The 17,225-nt window shown below is 73.8% G+C and carries 13 protein-coding genes; 9 read left to right on the top strand and 4 right to left on the bottom strand.

What is annotated here, in order from left to right:
- Positions 1-13 precede the first annotated feature (13 nt).
- Together G6W55_RS11075 and G6W55_RS11080 are read left to right on the top strand one after the other, a co-directional pair.
- Positions 14-412 carry a hypothetical protein gene (locus tag G6W55_RS11075; RefSeq protein WP_175520632.1) on the top strand — a complete coding sequence of 133 codons (399 nt, stop codon included), beginning with the start codon at positions 14-16 and terminating at the stop codon, positions 410-412.
- Between the two features lie 54 nt (positions 413-466).
- A complete protein-coding gene (locus tag G6W55_RS11080; RefSeq protein WP_175520633.1) occupies positions 467-1,267 on the top strand; it encodes a hypothetical protein in 801 nt (266 codons plus the stop codon).
- A gap of 14 nt (positions 1,268-1,281) precedes the next feature.
- On the opposite strand, the gene G6W55_RS11085 is transcribed toward G6W55_RS11080, so the two are convergent.
- On the bottom strand, positions 1,282-1,770 hold the full coding sequence (locus tag G6W55_RS11085) for a hypothetical protein (protein WP_175520634.1): 489 nt from the start codon (positions 1,768-1,770) through the stop codon (positions 1,282-1,284).
- A gap of 226 nt (positions 1,771-1,996) precedes the next feature.
- Here G6W55_RS11085 and gcvH point away from each other — a divergent pair, with 226 nt between their 5' ends.
- From gcvH to G6W55_RS11100, 3 genes are all read left to right on the top strand, one after another.
- Positions 1,997-2,392, top strand: coding sequence for a glycine cleavage system protein GcvH (gene gcvH / locus G6W55_RS11090; RefSeq protein WP_175520635.1), 396 nt, complete (start codon positions 1,997-1,999; stop codon positions 2,390-2,392).
- 87 nt (positions 2,393-2,479) lie between these two features.
- Complete coding sequence (locus tag G6W55_RS11095) at positions 2,480-5,998, top strand: CHAT domain-containing protein (RefSeq protein ID WP_175520636.1); 3,519 nt, start codon at positions 2,480-2,482, stop codon at positions 5,996-5,998.
- A gap of 61 nt (positions 5,999-6,059) precedes the next feature.
- On the top strand, positions 6,060-7,532 hold the full coding sequence (locus G6W55_RS11100) for an aminotransferase class I/II-fold pyridoxal phosphate-dependent enzyme (RefSeq protein WP_175520637.1): 1,473 nt from the start codon (positions 6,060-6,062) through the stop codon (positions 7,530-7,532).
- Between the two features lie 247 nt (positions 7,533-7,779).
- Here G6W55_RS11100 and G6W55_RS11105 read toward each other — a convergent pair whose 3' ends face one another.
- Positions 7,780-8,805, bottom strand: coding sequence for a LacI family DNA-binding transcriptional regulator (locus tag G6W55_RS11105; protein WP_175520638.1), 1,026 nt, complete (start codon positions 8,803-8,805; stop codon positions 7,780-7,782).
- Between the two features lie 134 nt (positions 8,806-8,939).
- Here G6W55_RS11105 and G6W55_RS11110 point away from each other — a divergent pair, with 134 nt between their 5' ends.
- On the top strand, positions 8,940-10,094 hold the full coding sequence (locus G6W55_RS11110; protein ID WP_175520639.1) for a Gfo/Idh/MocA family protein: 1,155 nt from the start codon (positions 8,940-8,942) through the stop codon (positions 10,092-10,094).
- A 61-nt stretch (positions 10,095-10,155) separates the two neighbouring features.
- Here the strand turns inward: G6W55_RS11110 and G6W55_RS11115 are convergent, their stop codons facing one another.
- Together G6W55_RS11115 and G6W55_RS11120 are read right to left on the bottom strand one after the other, a co-directional pair.
- Positions 10,156-12,075, bottom strand: a complete 1,920-nt coding sequence (locus tag G6W55_RS11115; RefSeq protein WP_175520640.1) for a glycoside hydrolase family 5 protein — start codon at positions 12,073-12,075, stop codon at positions 10,156-10,158.
- Positions 12,076-12,225: 150 nt separating this feature from the next.
- Positions 12,226-13,713: a long-chain fatty acid--CoA ligase gene (locus tag G6W55_RS11120; protein ID WP_175520641.1), complete on the bottom strand. Its 1,488-nt coding sequence runs from the start codon at positions 13,711-13,713 to the stop codon at positions 12,226-12,228.
- 149 nt (positions 13,714-13,862) lie between these two features.
- Here G6W55_RS11120 and G6W55_RS11125 point away from each other — a divergent pair, with 149 nt between their 5' ends.
- The 3 genes from G6W55_RS11125 to G6W55_RS11135 all read left to right on the top strand — a co-directional run bounded on the left by G6W55_RS11125 (position 13,863) and on the right by G6W55_RS11135 (position 17,219).
- Entirely contained in the window at positions 13,863-15,062 is a 1,200-nt protein-coding gene (locus tag G6W55_RS11125) for a CdaR family transcriptional regulator (RefSeq protein WP_217686780.1), read from the top strand.
- Positions 15,063-15,186: 124 nt separating this feature from the next.
- Entirely contained in the window at positions 15,187-16,416 is a 1,230-nt protein-coding gene (locus tag G6W55_RS11130) for a PP2C family protein-serine/threonine phosphatase (protein ID WP_175520642.1), read from the top strand.
- A 137-nt stretch (positions 16,417-16,553) separates the two neighbouring features.
- Positions 16,554-17,219 (top strand): DUF4389 domain-containing protein, encoded by a 666-nt coding sequence (locus G6W55_RS11135; protein WP_175520643.1) that lies wholly within the window; start codon positions 16,554-16,556, stop codon positions 17,217-17,219.
- The last annotated feature ends 6 nt before the right edge of the window (positions 17,220-17,225 follow it).

The raw sequence follows: 17,225 nt of genomic DNA on the forward strand, positions 1-17,225 counted from the left end.
AGGGACGCACGCCATGCCGAGCGACGAACAGAACACCCCCGAGCAGTCCGGAAGCGTGAGCATCGGGTCGATGAGCGGAGGGTCGATCGCCACCGGCAGCCACGGCAAGGCGACCTCGTACAACACGACCGGCGCCGAGCCCGACCCGCGGCACGCCGAACTCCTCGCCGCCATCCGCGAGTTGCGCGAGGCGCTGCCGTCGGCGGCGGACCGCAGCGAGGTGGACGCCGTGCTCGACGGTGAACTCGCCGATGCCGAGGCCGAGATCGTGGGCGCCGGCACCGCGAGCACCGGCCGGCTGACCCGGCTGCTCGGCGGGGTGCGGGGCTGGCTGGGCTCGCAGGCGGCGGCCGTGGGCGCGGTCGCCTCGGCCACCGCGGTGGTGCAGGGCATCGCCCAACTGCTCGGCTGACGGGCGGAGTTCCCCGATGACGGACACGGCAGCGCGGTACGGAGGACGGCGACGATGAGAGTGTTCGACACCGAGCGCCAGGAATGGGCCGGATCACGCCGTGAACGCCTCTTCCACCCCGAGCAGTATCTCGATCTGCCGCGCCAGCGGTTCATGATCCGGCGCACGGCGGCCGTCCTGAGCGTGTGCGCCCTCGCGTTCGCCACCTGGGCGCTCGGCTGGAAGGACGAACCGGAGCCGTACCGGCCGCCGTCCGAGGAGGCGCCCGTGAATCCCGGCGGGACCGACGACGGCGCGACCGGCGAGGACACCTCGGACGGCGGGACGGCGTCCGACCCGACGGCGTCCGCGTCACCGTCGCCGCCCGCGGGCTTCGAGGTCCTGGAGGACTCCGAGGGCTTCCGTATCGCGCTGCCGCAGGGCTGGAGCCGCGAGAGCAGCCCCTCGCAGTACGGCATCGACGTCGTCGAGTACCGCGGCCCCGACGGGGTGCGCAGGGTGCAGGTCTTCCAGCTCATGGAGGACTCCCCGCACGCCTCGGTGGTGGAGGCCCAGCGGGCCGGGCGCAAGCTGGAGGGCTATCAGGAGATCCATCTCCAGTACGTGCCCGACCCCTCCGAGGGGGAGGCGGCCGAGCACGAGTACACGGCCGACGAACTCAGCGGCGAACCGTCGAACGGCTCCTCGTTCCATGTCATCGACTACCGCTTCCGGGCCGAGGACAGCGAGAACTACGCCCTCATCGTCTACGGCTCCGAGAGCGACGGGAACGAGGACGAGCGCGAGCTGCTCGACACGGCCCGCGCGTGGTTCTGCCCGCCGTCCACCCAGTGCGCGGCGCCGTCGACGCCCTGAGGCGGAACGGCCGTTCAGATGCCCATGGAGGCCATCTCGACGGCGGAACGGTAGTTCGCGGCGGCGGTCACCACACAGGCGCGGTAGGTGCGGTTGTCCCGCACGGCGAGGAAGTAGTTCTTCAACTGCTGGGCGTAGCTCACCAGGTAGCCGATGCCGGGGACGAAACCCGGTGGCTTGGGCACCAGGGCGAACGCCTGGGAACAGCGCAGGATCTCACCGGTGGCGTCGGAGAGCACGGCGGCCACGTCGGTGTTCATGTTCCAGCCGGCCGCCAGCTCGGGGTTCCAGATCGCGGCGGCGACCTCGCGCAACTGCGCCTGCTCCTCGGGCGTGGGGTCGCTCTGGATCGTCAGGACACTGACGGGGGCGGCGTCTTGGCGTGCCTCGGCGGCCTGGGCAGCGCCCATCGCGCTCACCGCGCCCGCCGTCCCGAGGGCCACGGAGACCACCAGCGCGACCGTCGTCGCGCACCGGTTCCGGCGGGTCCGTCGTGGGTGCATGGCTGCCCCTCCTGTCCGGCCGCCCGGCTCGGCGCGGGCGGCGTTGCGGTGACGCTCGCACGGCGGCCGGGGCCGGTCAACGGCGACAAGTGGCCACCGGCCGGCCGCCCGGCACAGCCCTGGTGGTCCATCAGGGTGACGGTCCGCCGGAACGTCCGTCCGCTCACCCACACTGGCCCCGCCGACCACGACCGTTCGGCGCCCCGACCGCCCTGAAGGAGTCCCCGTGGCGAACGTCCCCACCGAGCTGAAGTACACCAAGGACCACGAGTGGGTGCTGCCGACCGGCGCCGATGTGGTGCGCGTCGGTATCACCGAGTTCGCGCAACGGCAGCTCGGCGACGTCGTCTTCGTCGAACTGCCGGACAAGGGCCGGGTCCTGGAGGCGGGGGATCCCTTCGGGTCCATCGAGTCGGTGAAGGCGGTCAGCGAGGTGTACGCGCCGCTGTCCGGCACGGTGAGCGCGCTCAACGACGAGCTGGACGCGAATGCGGAACTGGTCAACGACGAGCCCTACGGCGAGGGTTGGCTGATCGACATCAAGATCGGTGACAAGCGTCAGCTCGACGGACTGCTCACCGCCGCCGCGTACGAGGAACTGATCCGCGAGGAAGCGGAGTAGCCCACGGGGGAAGTGGGCCGTCCGCCTGCCGGAGGGTGGCGCCGGGTGACACCATGGCGCCACCCCTTCGCCCGGGAAAGGACGCACGTGGTCAGTTCGCCCGAGGTCACCGACCGTGACAGGACCCTCGCCCGATTACGGACCGCCCTGGACTCCGCGGTGGCGCAGGGGGATCCGGACGCGGTCGCGGGCGGTGAATCCACTGTCCTGGCGGCGGTCCTCGCCGAACTGGCGGAACCCGACGTCCCGGCGGACGGCGCGGTGCGTTCCGCGCTGGGCCTCCGGCACTGGCTGCGCTACCTCGCGCTGCCGGACGCCGACGACGACCTCGACCGGGCCGTGGACCTGCTGACGCCGCCCACCGACGAGGACCGGGCCGCGCTCACCCGGTTCCGCGAGGCGGTCACCGCGCGGGGCGACAGCGGACTCCTGTCGGATCTCGGCACCGTGCTCAGGACGTTGTCCGACGCCACGGGGGACGCGGCCCTGCTGGACGAGGCCGTCGAGGCCGGGCGGGCCGCCGTGGCCGCGGTCGCCCCGGACTCCCCCGCCCGCGCGGGCGTCCTGTCCAACCTCGGACTGGCCCTGCACACCCGGTTCGAGACGACCGGCGAGACGGAGGCCCTGCGCGAGGCGGTGGACGTCGAGCGCGCCGCGGCCGCCGCCCTGTCGCCCGGCCACCCCGACCGCGCCGCGGTCCTGTCCAACCTGGGCATCGGCCTGCGCGGCCTGTTCCAGCGCACCGGTGACGTCGACGTGCTGGAGGAGGCGGTGGACGCCGGCCGGGACGCGGTGGCCGCCTGGTCGCCCGACGCCCCCGACCGGATCATGGCCTGGTCCAACCTGGCGGGCTCGCTGCGGGCCCTGGCGGAACGCACCGGGGACCCGGAACCGCTGCGCGAGTCGGTCCGGTTGATGCGGAACGTGCTGGCGGCCGCGCCGCCGGACCATCCGGGCCGTGCGATGTACCTGGGCAACCTCTGCACCGTACTGTTCACCCTGTACGCGCGCGCCGGGGACCTGGACGAGCTGGCGGACGCGGTGACGGCGGGCCGGGCCGCGGTGGCGGCGGCCCCGGACGGCTCACCCGAACAGGCCAGGTACGCCTCGAACCTCGGGGGCGCGCTGCGGGCCCTGTACGCGCGAACCGGCGACGTCGACGTACTGCGCGAGGCCGTCGGCTGCGGGCGCGCCTCGGTGACGGCGACTCCGGACGGCGATCCCCAACTCGGCGGCCGTCTCGCGAACTTGGGCGCCACCCTCCAGACCCTCTTCGACCGGACCGGTGACGAGGACGCGTTGGCCGAGGCGGTCGAGCGGGGGCGGGCGGCCGTCGCCGGAACCCCGCCGGACCACCCCAACCTCGCCATGTATCTGTCCAATCTGAGCGGCATCCTCCAGACGTCGTTCCAGCGGTTCGGCGACCTGGGAACGCTCAGGGAGGCCGTGGACGCGACCCGGCGGGCGGCCGCCGCGACACCGTCCGGCCATCCCGGCCGCGGCCCCCGGCTGAGCAACTTCGTCGCCGTCCTGCACACCCTGTTCACCAGGACCGGCGAGGCCGGGCTGCTGACGGAGGCGGTCGCGGCGGCGCGGGACTCGGTCGACGCCACCCCGGAGGACCACCCCGACCACGCCGGACGGCTCGCCAACCTCGGGGTCGCGCTGCGCGCCCTGGCCGAGGAGTCGGACGACGCCGCCGCGCTGGACGAGGCGATCGGTGCCGCGCGCCGGGCCGTCGCGATGACACCGGCCGGCCACCCCGACCGCGCGATGTACTGCTCCAACCTGGGCGCGGCCCTCCAGACCCTGCTGGAACGCACGGGCGACGTCGCGGCGTTGAGGGAGAACGTCGAGGTCGCGCGGGAGGCGGTGGCGGCGACCCCGGCCGACGATCCCGACCGGGCGATGTATCTGTTCAACCTGGGGGTCGCGGTGAAGACGTCGTTCGACCGGGGCGGCGAGCGACGCGAGCTGGACGAGGCGAGGAGCTGTTTCGCCGAGGCGGCCGGCACCCGGACGGCCGCCGCGGTCCTCAGGGTCGCCGCCGCCCGGTACGCCGCGGACGGCGATCTGGAGGCCGGTGACCCGGCGCACGCCCTGGTGATGGCGGAACGGGTCGCCGAGCTGGTCGGGCCGGTGGCGCCGCGGCGGCTGCGGCGCGCGGACCGGCTGCACCGGGTCACCGGGCTGCACGGCATGGCGGCGACGGTCGCGGCGGCCGCCGTCGCCGCGGGGGAGCCGGCACGCGCGGTCGAACTCCTTGAGCAGACCAGGGGGCTGCTGATCGCCGACACCCTGGACACCCGGGGTGATCTCGGTGAACTGCGGCGCCGCGCACCGGAGTTGGCCGCGAGCTTCCACGCCCTGCGGGACGCCGTCGAGGCGAACGACCACGCCGTGGACGCGTCCGAGGAGGACCGCGCGGACCTGATGGCCCGCTGGGACGGGCTGCTCGGCCGGATCCGGGAGGTCCCCGGCCTCGCGGGCTTCCTGTCGGCGCCCGCCGTGGAGGAGGTCCGGCAGGCGGCCGTGGACGGCCCGGTCGTCTATCTCGTCGCGCACCGCGAGGCGGGGCACGCCCTCGTCCTGCGGGACTCGGCGAAGGAGCCGGTGCGGGCCGTGCCGTTGCCCGCGTTCACCGAGGCCGCCGTCCGCGAGCAGGTGGACGTGCTGCGCGCCGCGTCGGACGCCCTGGACGGCGACGACCCGCTCGCCGCCCAGCGGCGGATCCTCGGCGTGCTGGCCTGGATGTGGGACGGCTTCGCGCGGGAGGTCCTCGACGCCCTCGGCCACCCGGAACTCCCGGCCGCCGGACGGCCCTGGCCGCGGGTGTGGTGGTGCCCGGTCGGCGTGGCGACGTTCCTGCCGCTGCACGCCGCGGGGCGGCACGACGGCGGCGCGGACGCGGTGCTCGACCGGGTGATCTCCTCCTACACGCCCACCGCACGGGCCCTGCTGCACGCGCGAGCGCTGCGCGGGCCGGACCCCGACCCCGGACGCACGGTGGTCGTCGCCGTGCCCGACGCGCCGGAGGTCACTCCCCTGCCGGGCGCCACCGAGGAGGCGGCGAGCCTGCGGCGGCTCGTCCCCGCGGCGACCGTCCTGCCGTCCCCGGGCGGCACCACGACCCACGACGCTGTCACGGCGGCGCTGACCACCCACGACGTCGCGCACTTCGCCTGCCACGGCTTCGCCGACCTGGACAGCCCCTCCGACAGCCTGCTGATCCTGCACGACCACCTGACGCACCCGCTGACGCTCACCACGATCGCCCGGCTCCGCCTGGCCGACGCCGGTCTCGCCTACCTCTCGGCGTGCAGCACCACCGACACCGGCCCCCGCCACGCCGACGAGGCGACCCACCTCACCGCCGCCTTCCATCTGGCCGGCTACCGCTCCGTCGTCGGCACCCTGTGGCCCGTCACGGACCGCACCGCCAGGGCCGTCGCCCACCGCTTCTACGACCGTCTCACCGACGGCGGCGACACCCCGCCCCGGCCCGCCCGCTCGGCCGAGGCGCTGCACGACGCGGTCCGGCACCGACGCGCGGCCCGTCCGGCGGTCCCGGCCCAGTGGGCGGCGTACGTCCACACCGGGCTGTAGGCGGGTCCCGGCGTGAGGCGCCGTCACGCATGGATCGGGTCGGCGGGGGCACTCCGGAGGCATGCCTGCGAACCATGACGAAGCGCCCGTCCTGGAAGCTCTGGCCCGCTATCACGAGGCCGACGAGCTGGCCTTCACCCCGCCGGGCCACAAGCAGGCCCGCGGCGCGGACCCCCGGGCCCGGGCGGTGCTGGGGGACGCGGTGTACTTCGGTGACGTGCTGGCCAGCGGGGGACTCGACGACCGTCTCACCCGCGGCCGGGTCCTGGAGCGGGCCGAGGAGCTGATGGCCGACGCCGTGCACGCGGAGCACACCTTCTTCTCGACCTGCGGAAGCTCGCTGTCGGTCAAGGCGGCCATGCTCACCGTCACCGGCCCCGGGCGCAGTCTCCTCATCGGCCGGGACGCCCACAAGTCGGTCGTCGCGGGCCTCATCCTGTCCGGGGTGCGCCCGCTGTGGGTCGAGCCGGAGTGGGACACCGAGCGCCATCTCGCCCATCCCCCGTCGGCGGCGGCCTACGAGAAGGGCTTCGCGGAGCATCCCGACGCCGACGGCGCCCTCGTCACCAGCCCCACCCCCTACGGCACAGCGGCCGACCTCCGTGCCATCGCCGACGTGTGCCACCGCCGGGGCACGCCGCTGATCGTCGACGAGGCGTGGGGCGCCCATCTGCCCTTCCACGACGCGCTGCCCACCTGGGCCATGGACGCGGGCGCCGACATCTGTGTCACCAGCATCCACAAGATGGGCAGCGGTCTGGAGCAGGGTTCGGTGTTCCACCTCCAGGGCGATCACGTGGACCCGGCCGAACTCGCCTCCCGGGCCGACCTGTTGGGCACCACCAGCCCGAGCGTCCTGCTGTACGCCGGGATCGACGCCTGGCGGCGGCAGATGGTCCGGCACGGTCACGCACTGCTCGGCCACGCGCTGGAGCTGGCCGAGCGCACCCGGGCGGAGATCGAACGGATCCCCGGCATCCATGTGAACGACGCGCGGGACTTCTGCGGTCCCGGCCTGGCCGACGACTTCGATCCCCTGCCGGTCGTGATGGACATCGGCGCCCTGGGGACCACCGGCTACCGCGCCGCCGACCGGATCCGCGAGCACCACCGCATCGATCTGCACCTCTTCGACCACCGCCGGATCAGCGCCCAGCTCACCCACGCGGACGACGACCGGACCACCGCGCGTCTCCTGACCGCCCTGCGCGACCTGGCCGACCACGCCGACGACCTGCGGGACGCGCCGCGCGTCGACGTGCCGTCCCCGGCGTCCCTCCGTCTGGAGCAGGCCGTCCTCCCCCGCGACGCCTACTTCGGCCGGCACACGGACGTTCCCGTGGCGGAGGCGGAGGGGCGCGTCGCCGGGGAGATGATCACGCCGTATCCGCCGGGCATCCCCGCCGTCCTGCCGGGCGAGCGCCTCACCGGGCCGGTGCTGCGCTACCTGACCACCGGGGTCGCGGCGGGCATGAACCTGCCGGACACGGCGGACAGCGGGCTGACGACGGTCCGGGTCATGGCCGAGGACTGACCTTCCGGTATCGGAGGACTGCCCCTCCGGCATGCGGCCTCCGGTACGGCCCTCCGGGTACGGGTGACGCCCCGGACGCGATCGTCCGGGGCGCCCCACCGCGGAGGCAGCTTCACTTGCACCGCGGCGGTGCCCACCCTGCCTGATCCGGCGGTGGCGGGCAGTCGGGTGGGCCACTTCGCTCCCGTGGCCGGTGAGGCAACAGTGGCCGGGGAGGCGCCCGAGGCGAAGCGCCTTCACCGCCGCGTCAGCTCCTCGTAAGACTTTCCGCTCCCCCCGGCGGCGGCGCCGTCGTTCCCCTGACCTCCAGGGTGGGGGCCGTCAGGTCGACGTGGGCGGGGCGGTCCGGGTCGGCGATGCGGTCGAGCAGGTGCTGGGCGGCGCGGCGGCCCACCTCGTGGCTGGCGTTGTCCACGGTGGTGAGCCAGAGGTGGCGGAGCTGGGAGAGGTACGTGTTGTCGTAGCCGACGAGGGAGAGGTCCCGTGGGACGGCGAGCCCGCTCGCCTCGGCGGCGGAGAGCGCGCCGACGCAGGTCATGTCGTTGACCGCGAACACGGCGGTCGGCCGCCGGGGGCCGTTCAGGAGCCGGACGGTGGCCCGGTAGCCGCCCTCCTCGGTGAGGTCGCCGCGCTCCACCCGGGCCGTGCCGGCGAGGCCGTGCGCGCGCATGGTGGCCTCGAAGCTGCGGCGGCGCAGCTCGCCCACCGCGCCCTGGCCGGCGATGTGGGCGATGTGCCGGTGGCCGAGGCCGATCAGATGCTCCGTGGCCAGCCGGGCGCCCTCCTCGTCGTCGCCCGCGACGACGTCCACTGCGGGCAGCTCCGGTTCCCGGGCTCCGGCGACGACGGTGGGGACCCGGCCCGCCGCGGCGCGCAGCACGCCGGGGTCCTGGAGGGTGCCGACGGCGATCAGGCCGTCCACCCGCAGTTCGGTGAAGGTGTGGGCGAGGTCCTCGCCGAGGCGCCGGTTGAGATGGCCGTCGGCGAGGAGCATGCGCAGACCGTTGTCGTACAGGCGGGAGTTGAGCCCGTCGAGCAGGTCCACGAACCAGGGGTTGCGCAGGTCGTTGAGGAGCACGCCAACGGTACGGGTGCGGCGTTCGCTGAGGCTGCGCGCGGCGGCGTTGGGCCGGTAGCCGAGTTCCTCGACGGCGGCAAGGACGGCCTGCCGTTTCTCCGGTCGTACGCCGTCGGCGCCGCGCAGCACCAGGGAGACCAGCGATTTGGACACGCCCGCCCGTGCGGCGACGTCACGGATGGTCGGGGTCCTCATGGTGTGGACCGTTCCATACGGCTGTCCGCTTTGTAAAGCCGAGCAGGCCGACCGACGGCCCTTGACACCGGTCCGGAGGGGCTCCATCGTGGGCCGGGCAAGCAAAATGGAACGGTCCAAAGAGGGGCAGTCCAATGGTGGATACGCTCGGCGTCGCCGTCGTGGGGTTCGGCTGGATGGGGCGGGTGCACACCCAGGCGTACGCGCGGGTCGCCCACCACTATCCGGGGCTGGGCCTGCGGCCCGAGCTGGTGACCGTCGCGGAGGAGGTGCCGGGCCGGGCCGAGGAGGCCGCCGCGCGGTTCGGGTTCGCCTCGACGGCGCGGGACTGGCGCGAGGTGGCCGCCGATCCGCGGGTGCGGGCCGTGAGCATCACCGCGCCGAACTTCCTGCACCGCGAGATCGGTGTCGCGATGGCCGGGGCGGGCAAGCACATCTGGATCGAGAAGCCGGTCGGTCTGAGCGCCGAGGACGCCCGCGCGGTGGCCGACGCGGTCGCCAAGTCCGGTGTGCAGGGGACCGTCGGCTTCAACTACCGCAACGCCCCGGCCGTCGCCTACGCCCGTGAGCTGATCGCCTCCGGGGAGATCGGCGCGGTCACGCATGTCCGCGTCCGGCTCTTCAGCGACTACGCCGCCCATCCGCTGGGCGCCCTGACCTGGCGGTACGAGCGGGAGCGGGGCGGCAGCGGGGTGCTGGGCGATCTCGCCTCGCACGGCGTGGACCTCGCGCGTTTCCTGCTGGGCGACATCACCGCGCTGGCCGCCGACACGGCCGTGTTCATCCCGGAGCGGGCCCGGCCGACCGGGGCCACGGCCGGTCACGCCCTGGCCGCCGGCGGCGAGCCGGGCCCCGTGGAGAACGAGGACTACGTCAACTGCCTGCTGCGTTTCGCCTCGGGCGCCCGGGGTGTCCTGGAGGCGTGCCGGGTCTCGGTGGGCGAGCAGAACAACTACGGCTTCGAGGTGCACGGCACCCGGGGCGCGGTCTTCTGGGACTTCCGCCGGATGGGCGAACTCGGCGTCAGCCGGGGGGACTCGTACCAGGACCAGCCCGTGAGCACGCTGTACGTGGGTCCCGGGCACGGCGACTACGAGGCGTTCCAGCCGGGGGCCGCGTCGAGCATGGGCTACGACGATCTCAAGGTCGTCGAGGCGCAGCATTTCCTGCGCTCGATCGCCGACGGCACCGCGCACGGGCCGACGCTGGAGGACGCGGTGCGCAGTGCGGTGGCCCTGGACGCGATGAGCCGTTCGGCGGAGTCGGGGGCGTGGGTGAGCCTGGCGTGAGCGCGCTGCGGCGCGGGGCATGTCGAGCAAGTGCCCCGCGCCGCATCGTGGTTGGCGTCTCTCAGGGGCGCAGTGTCACGCACAGCAGGGCCGCCGGGCCCTGCCTGCTGCCCAGGCGGGTGGTGAAGGCGATGCCGGCGGCGTACTCGTCGGCGGCGCACTGGCCCTTGTAGTGGTTCTGGGCGAAGTCCCCTCCGGTGCCGTCGGCGGGGCGGTTGTCTGAGCGGTCGAACCACACGGTCCGTCCCGCCCGGCCGAGCGTGGTGCGGGCGGGGACGCACAGCGCCGCCGAGACCCGTTCGCCGCGCCGGCTGTAGCCGGCCAGGAACTGGCCTGCGGGGCACTGGAGTTTGGTGTAGCCGCCGGCCCAGTCGCCGTTCGCCGGGACATGGCGTTCGTCGGTGACGACGGTGCGGGCGTCCCCGGCGGCGCGCAGGTCACCGGCGGTCACGTCGGTGCACAGGCCCCGGCCGCCGGTGTGGCTGAGTCCGGCCAGCCGCAGTCCGTCGGGGCAGACGGCCTTGGAGGCGCCCGAGTCCCAGTCGCCGCCGGCCCGGATCCGCAGGGACCGTACGTCGTCGCCCTGGTCGGTGGTGAGCATCCGCCAGTCGGCCACCGGGGCGACGGGGCCGGTGCGGGTCGGGGAGGTCATCAGGCGCTGCCAGCCGGCGCCGCGCCAGTCGCCGCCGTCGAGGATGCCGTGGCGGCGCCCGTCGGTGTCGTAGCGCAGCAGGGCCCAGTCGTCGTGGCCCTGCCAGCCGACGAGCGGCCAGTAGGCGAAGTCGGCGTCGCGGTCGGCGAAGTAGTCGGTGATGTTGCCGAACCAGGTGCGCGCGGCGGCGCCCGTCTCGTTCGCGCCGGTGCCGAACTCGCTGATCCACACCGGCGCGGTGTAGTGCCGCCCCTCGGTGGTGACGAAGAACGCCTGGTCGGTGAGGGTCTGGAAGAGCTGCTCGCGGCTCAGGTCCTGGTAGCGGGGGTCATGGGTCTCGCCGATTCCGGTGGCGCCGCTGTGCCGGGGGCCGGTGTAGCCGTAGAAGTGGGCGGAGTAGACGAGTTTGTTGGACCTGAGGAGGGTGTGCGAGAGGGTGCGGGCGGGGGCGAGGGTGGGGCGTTCGTGCGGGAAGCCGTCGACGGGCAGGCCGGTCCAGTTGATGCCCTCGATGACGATGAGCAGGTCGGGGTTGGCCTCGGTGAGGATGCGGTCGGCGGCGAGCTTGGCGGCGGCGTACCAGTCGTGGGCGTCGCCCAGGCCCCAGTTGGGGTCGTCGAAGACGTCGCGGCGGACCTCGTTGTAGAGGTCGGCGCCCACCACGCGCGGGTCGGAGGCGTAGCGGCGGGCCATGAACACCCAGTCGTCCGCCCAGCGTTGGGTGGTCTGGCTGCTGTTCCAGCGTTCGTTGCCGTCGATGCCGCAGCACCAACGGGTGGTGTTGGTGTGGTTGTTGAGGATCACCGCGAAGCCGCTGCCGGTGAGCGCGCTCACCACGGCGTCGAAGATCTGGAGGGGTGTCTTGCCGCGGAGCTGCGGGTTGGCGGTGACGGCGGTGTCCGGTACGGGTGCCGTGGCGCGGATCATCTCGTTGGAGAACGGCAACCGGATGCTGTTGAGGCCGAGTTCACGGAAGTCGGCGAGGAGCCGGGACAGCGGGGCGCGGTCCAGGCCGAGGGGGATGCCGTTGGCGTTCTGGCCCGCGTGGTGGTTGGCGGGGTCGGCGGTGCTGCCGCTGCCGTTCCAGGAGCCTTGCGCGCCGTCCCAGTTGGCGGACTTCAGCCGGAAGCGGTCGCCCCGGGCGTCCACGACGTAGCGGCCCCGGGTGGACAGGGGCGGCTGCCAGGTGTCCGCGGCGGCGGCTTCCGTGGCGGTGGCATCCTCGGCGGCGGGCGTGGCCCTGGTGGTGGCGCCCGCGCTCGGTGTCAGGGTGAGCACGAGCGCGGCGACAGCCAATACTGTCAGGTGCTTGACAAATCTGGGCGGCATGCTGGTCCTCTGCGGGCGCGCGGGGTGGGGGGTACCTCGAACAGCGGCTGCCACCCTACGAGGGAACGGCCGCCAGGTCGATGGCGGCCGCCGTCTCAAGTACCCTCAACTTCCCTATCAGGGAACCGAATCACCCGCCCCGCGCCGCGCTCACACCGTCGGCGCCACGATCTCCCGCTTGAGGATCTTGCCGCTGGGGCCGGTCGGCAGGGCGTCCACGAGCCACACCTCGCGCGGGTACTTGTAGGCCGCCACCCGCTCCTTGACGAACTCCCGCAGCTCGTCCGGCGTCGCCTCGGCGCCCGGACGCAGCACGACCGCGGCGGCGATCTCCTCGCCCAGATGATCGTCCGCCCGGCCCACCACGGCGGCCAGCGCGACCGCCGGGTGCTCGTGCAGGACCTCCTCGATCTCGCGCGGGTAGACGTTGTAGCCACCGCGGATGATCATGTCTTTCTTGCGGTCCACGATGTAGAAGTAGCCGTCCTCGTCCTGCCGCGCGAGGTCGCCCGAGCGCAGCCAGCCGTCCGGAATGGTGGCCGCCGTCTCCTCCGGACGGTTCCAGTACTCCTTCATCACGTTCGGCCCGCGCACCGCCAGTTCGCCGATCTCGCCGGGCGCGACGTCCTGGCCCTTGTCGTCGAGCAGCCGCACCTCCACGTCCCGGATCGGGGTGCCGATGGAGCCTGCCTTGCGCGGCCGGTCGGGGTGGTTGAACGTGACCACCGGGCTGGTCTCGGACATGCCGAAACCCTCCAGGACGGCGCAGCCGAAGCGGCGCTCGAAGCCGTGCAGGATCTCCACCGGCAGCGACGCGCCGCCCGAGATGCACATCCGCAGCGTGGACACGTCCGCGTCCGTCGGGTGCTGGAGCAGCGCCGCGTACATGGTCGGCACGCCCTCGAACACCGTGGCCCGGTCCCGGGCGACGGCGTCCAGCACGGCCTGCGGTTCGAAGCGCGGGATCAGGGTGAGCGAGGCACCGCCGCGCACGGTCGCGCTCATGGTGCAGATCTGGCCGAAGATGTGGAACAGCGGAAGGCAGCCGACCACCACGTCCTCGGGCGTCATCCGCTGCACATGGACCGTGTTGACCTCGGTGTTGTGCCGCAGCCCGCCGTGGGTGAGCGCGGCGCCCTTGGGCCGGCCGGTGGTGCCGGAGGTGTAGAGCAGCACGGCCACGTCGCCGTCCGCGGTCGCGGCGGTCTCCGCGAGCGGCTCGTGCCCGGCGAGCAGCTCCGCGAACGCGGCGGGCTCGACCGCGATGTGCCGCACCCCGGCGGCGGCCGCGCCCTGCGCGCCCTCCCCGGGCGCCTGGTGCCACTCGAACAGCAGCGCCGCCCCGGAGTCGTCGAGGTGGTACTCGGTCTCCCGCGTCTTCAGCAGCGGGTTCATCGGGACGACGACGGCGCCGGCGCGCAGGATGCCGTAGTACAGGACGACGAACTCGGGGACGTTCGGCAGCATCAGGGCGACCCGGTCCCCCGGCCGGATCCCCTCGGCCCGCAGCAGGGCGGCGGCGCGGGCGCTGCGCTCGTCCAGCTCCACGTAGTCGGTGACCTGTCCCGCGAAGCGCAGGGCGGGCCGTTCCGGCTGCCGCCCGGCCGTCTCCTCCAGGAACTGCGCCAGATTCGCCATACCCGCCTCCACGAATGTCACCGTCGAAATCCGCCGTTCACGTGGACGACATGCTGCTGCCACCGACGGTGGCGGCCTATGGGCGGTACGACAGCGTCCACCGCGCCGGATTGTTCCGGGGGACAAGAAGGCGGCGTTAAGCTGCGGTGATGGATCTGTCCGGTGTGGCCTCGGCCCTGCACGCGCGGCTCCCGGAGCTGGGCGAGCTGATGGCGGAGCGTATCCGCGCGGACGTCGACGCCTATCAGGACACGTCCCTCATCCCGTACGACTCGCTGCGCCGCTCGTGCACCGCCAACGCCGATCTCGTCCTGAGCCACTTCAGCCGCGGCGGCGATCCGGACGCGAGCCCGGCCCGGGACACCGGCCGGATGCGGGCCGAGCAGGGCATGCCGCTGGCGGACACGCTCCACGCGTACCGGATCGGCTTCGAGCTGCTGTGGTCGGAGATCATCGCCGAGTCGCGGACCCACCCGGAGGTCAGCGACGCCGAGCTGGTGTCGCTGTCGGCGGAGATCTGGGCGCTGTTCGGCCGCTACGCGGAGGCCGTCGCGGCGGCCCACCGGGAGACCACCGCCGAGCTGACCCAGCAGCGCGAGGCGCGGCGCTCGGCGCTGGTGGAGGCGCTGTTCACCGGTGTCCTCGTCGACCGCACCACGCTGTGGGAGGCGGCGCGCGAGCTGGGCCTGCCCGAGCACGGGCCGTACGCGGTGGCCGCGGCGGTGGCGAGCGCGCCCGGTGCGGAGCCGCTGGCGGGCGTGGAGACCACGCTGCGCCGGGCCCGGCTCCCCTCGGCCTGGCGGCTGCTGCCCGACCAGCAGATCGGCGTGGTCGCGCTGGCCGCGCCGGACGCGGAGAGCACCTGGCTGCGGGTCCTGCGCCGGTCGCGGGCCCGGGTCGGGGTCAGCCCCTCCTTCGACGCGCTGCGGGACGCGCCCCAGGCGCTGCGCTTCGCGCGGCTGGCGCTGACCGGGCTGGCCGGTACCGGGCCGGGCGTCGCCCGGTTCGACGACAACCCGCTGGCCATGCTGGTCGCGGCCGCCCCGTCCGAGGCGGCGCATCTGACCGAGGTGGTCCTCGCCCCGCTGCTGCGGCTGCCGGTGGCGGAGCGGGCGCGGCTGCTGGAGACCCTGGAGCACTGGTTCGCGGCGGCCGGTTCCGCCGCGGACGCCGCGCGGACCCTGTTCGTCCACCCCAACACGGTCCGCTACCGGCTGCGGCGCGTCGAGGAACTGCTGGCCCGCCCCCTGTCCGACCCGCGCACGGCGGCCGACCTGGGCGCGGCACTGCTCGCGCACCGCACCACCGGGGCGGGCCGTGGGCCGGAGGGCACCGCGGGAGGGCCCTGAGCGGCGGGCCCTGAACGGCGGACGGAGTCCGGGACACAGAGCGCATCGGGATGACCGCGCGGTGTCGCCGCTCCTATGGTGGAAACGGCACGAAGACGCCCGGCACGCACCAGACAGGCAGGACATGAGGAAACCGCAGATCGACTACGCGGCGGTCTTCCGGGCCCTGCCCGGCATGGTGGCGCTGCTCACCCCCGACCTGGTCTACGCCGACGCCAACGACGACTTCCTGCGGCTCGCCGGACGCACCCGCGACCAGCTCCTCGGCCGCTACATCTTCGACGTCTTCCCGGAGAACCCCAACGACGCGGCCGCCGCCGGCCGACGGGAGACCGAGGCGTCGATGCTGCGGGTCGTGGCGTCGGGCGAGCGCGACACCATGGCGCTGCTGCGCTACGACATCGAGGACCCGGCGCGGCCGGGGGTCTGGCAGGAGCACTACTGGAGCCCCGTCAACGCCCCCGTCCTCGGCGCCGACGGCAAGGTGGCGCTGGTCGTGCACCGGGTCGAGGAGATCACCGAGCTGATCCGGGCCCGCGGCAATCCGGGCGACGACGACCGGGCCCGGGTCCTGGAGGCCGAGCTGTACACCCGGGCGCGGGAACTCCAGGAGGTCAACGAACGGCTGCGCCGGGCGCACGCGCGGGAGCGCGAGGTCGCCCTCGCGCTCCAGGCGGCGATGCTGCCCGCGCCGGGCCCGGCCGGACGGCACGCGGCGGCCGTGCGCTACCGTCCCGCCACCGGCGCGCTGAACGTGTGCGGCGACTGGTACGACCTGGTCGACCTGCCCGGCGGCGATCTCGCGGTCGCGGTCGGTGACGTCGTCGGGCACGGTCTCGCCGCCGCCTGTGTGATGGGGCAGCTCCGCAGCGCCCTGAGCGCGGCCTGCCGGGTCGCCGACGGGCCCGCCCAGGCGCTGGAGGCGCTCGGCCTGTACGCCCGTTCGGTGGAGGGCGCCGAGTCCACGACCGTCGTGACGGCCTTCGTCGACCGGGCCGCCCGTACGGTCACCTACAGCTCGGCCGGTCATCCCCCGCCGGCCCTGCTGCGCCCCGACGGCACGGTGACCTTCCTCGACGAGGCGACCGATCCCCCGCTCGCGGCCCGCCCCGAGCACCTCGCCCGCCCGCAGACCCGTACCCCCTTCGAGGAGGGCGCCACGCTGGTCCTGTACACCGACGGGCTGATCGAACGCCGTACCGAGGACATCGACGCGAGTCTCGCCCGGCTCGCCGACTCCCTCGCCCGGCACCGCGCCCGGGACCCGGAATCGCTCGCCGACGCGCTCCTCGCCGACCTCCTGCCGGCGGCCGGAAACAGCGACGACACCGCGCTCGTCGTCATCCGGCTCTGACCCGCGCACCCGGCCGCCGGTGTTCCGGCCCTGCGAAGACGGCGCGGCGGGCGGACAGTGGAAGGAGCAACGTACGGAACGCCGACGCCTCGCGCCGCGCCGATCCGGTGCCGTGGGCGGGATCGGAGTCGATCGCCATGACCACCCCGGCACCCACGCCCGGCCTCCCGGTCCGGGTCACCGCGCGCCTGGACGCGCCGCTCTCCCGCTGGCTCTGGCTGGTGAAGTGGATCCTGGTCGTCCCGCACGTGGTGGTGCTGTTCTTCCTGTGGATCGCCTTCAGCCTGGTGGGCCTGATCGCCTTCTTCGCGATCCTGTTCACCGCGCGCTACCCGCGCCCCCTGTTCGACTTCAACCTCGGCGTGCTGCGCTGGAGCTGGCGGGTCTCCTTCTACTCGTACGGCGCCCTGGCCACCGACCGCTATCCGCCGTTCAGCCTGCGTGAGGAGCCGGACTATCCGGCCCGGCTGGACGTCGCCTACCCCGAACGGCTGTCCCGGGGCCTGGTCCTGGTCAAGTGGTGGCTGCTGGCCATCCCGCACTACATCGTCGTCGGCTTCTTCGTCGGCGGCTGGCACACCGGCTGGTGGGGCGGCGGGCTGGTGGCCGTCCTGACCGTGATCGCGGCCGTGATCCTGCTGTTCACCGAGCGCTACCCGCGGGACCTGTTCGACCTGATCGTCGGCCTCAACCGGTGGGTGCTGCGGCTCGCCGCCTACACCTCCCTGATGACGGACGTCTATCCGCCGTTCCGCCTCGACATGGGCGGCGACGAGCCGAGCGTCCTGCGCAAGACACCCTGAGCCGCC

Origin of the sequence: Streptomyces sp. CAI-85, from assembly GCF_013363615.1 — a bacterium.
Classification (GTDB): Bacteria; Actinomycetota; Actinomycetes; order Streptomycetales; family Streptomycetaceae; genus Streptomyces; species Streptomyces antibioticus_B.

Excerpts from the sequence above, each read along its gene's own strand:
- G6W55_RS11100 (WP_175520637.1), top strand. The coding sequence starts at position 6,060 with ATGCCTGCGAACCATGACGAAGCGCCCGTCCTGGAAGCTCTGGCCCGC.
- G6W55_RS11080 (WP_175520633.1), top strand. The coding sequence starts at position 467 with ATGAGAGTGTTCGACACCGAGCGCCAGGAATGGGCCGGATCACGCCGT.
- G6W55_RS11075 (WP_175520632.1), top strand. The coding sequence starts at position 14 with ATGCCGAGCGACGAACAGAACACCCCCGAGCAGTCCGGAAGCGTGAGC.
- G6W55_RS11115 (WP_175520640.1), bottom strand. The coding sequence starts at position 12,075 with ATGCCGCCCAGATTTGTCAAGCACCTGACAGTATTGGCTGTCGCCGCG.
- G6W55_RS11105 (WP_175520638.1), bottom strand. The coding sequence starts at position 8,805 with ATGAGGACCCCGACCATCCGTGACGTCGCCGCACGGGCGGGCGTGTCC.
- G6W55_RS11085 (WP_175520634.1), bottom strand. The coding sequence starts at position 1,770 with ATGCACCCACGACGGACCCGCCGGAACCGGTGCGCGACGACGGTCGCG.
- G6W55_RS11120 (WP_175520641.1), bottom strand. The coding sequence starts at position 13,713 with ATGGCGAATCTGGCGCAGTTCCTGGAGGAGACGGCCGGGCGGCAGCCG.
- G6W55_RS11130 (WP_175520642.1), top strand. The coding sequence starts at position 15,187 with ATGAGGAAACCGCAGATCGACTACGCGGCGGTCTTCCGGGCCCTGCCC.
- G6W55_RS11125 (WP_217686780.1), top strand. The coding sequence starts at position 13,863 with ATGGATCTGTCCGGTGTGGCCTCGGCCCTGCACGCGCGGCTCCCGGAG.
- G6W55_RS11135 (WP_175520643.1), top strand. The coding sequence starts at position 16,554 with ATGACCACCCCGGCACCCACGCCCGGCCTCCCGGTCCGGGTCACCGCG.
- G6W55_RS11110 (WP_175520639.1), top strand. The coding sequence starts at position 8,940 with ATGGTGGATACGCTCGGCGTCGCCGTCGTGGGGTTCGGCTGGATGGGG.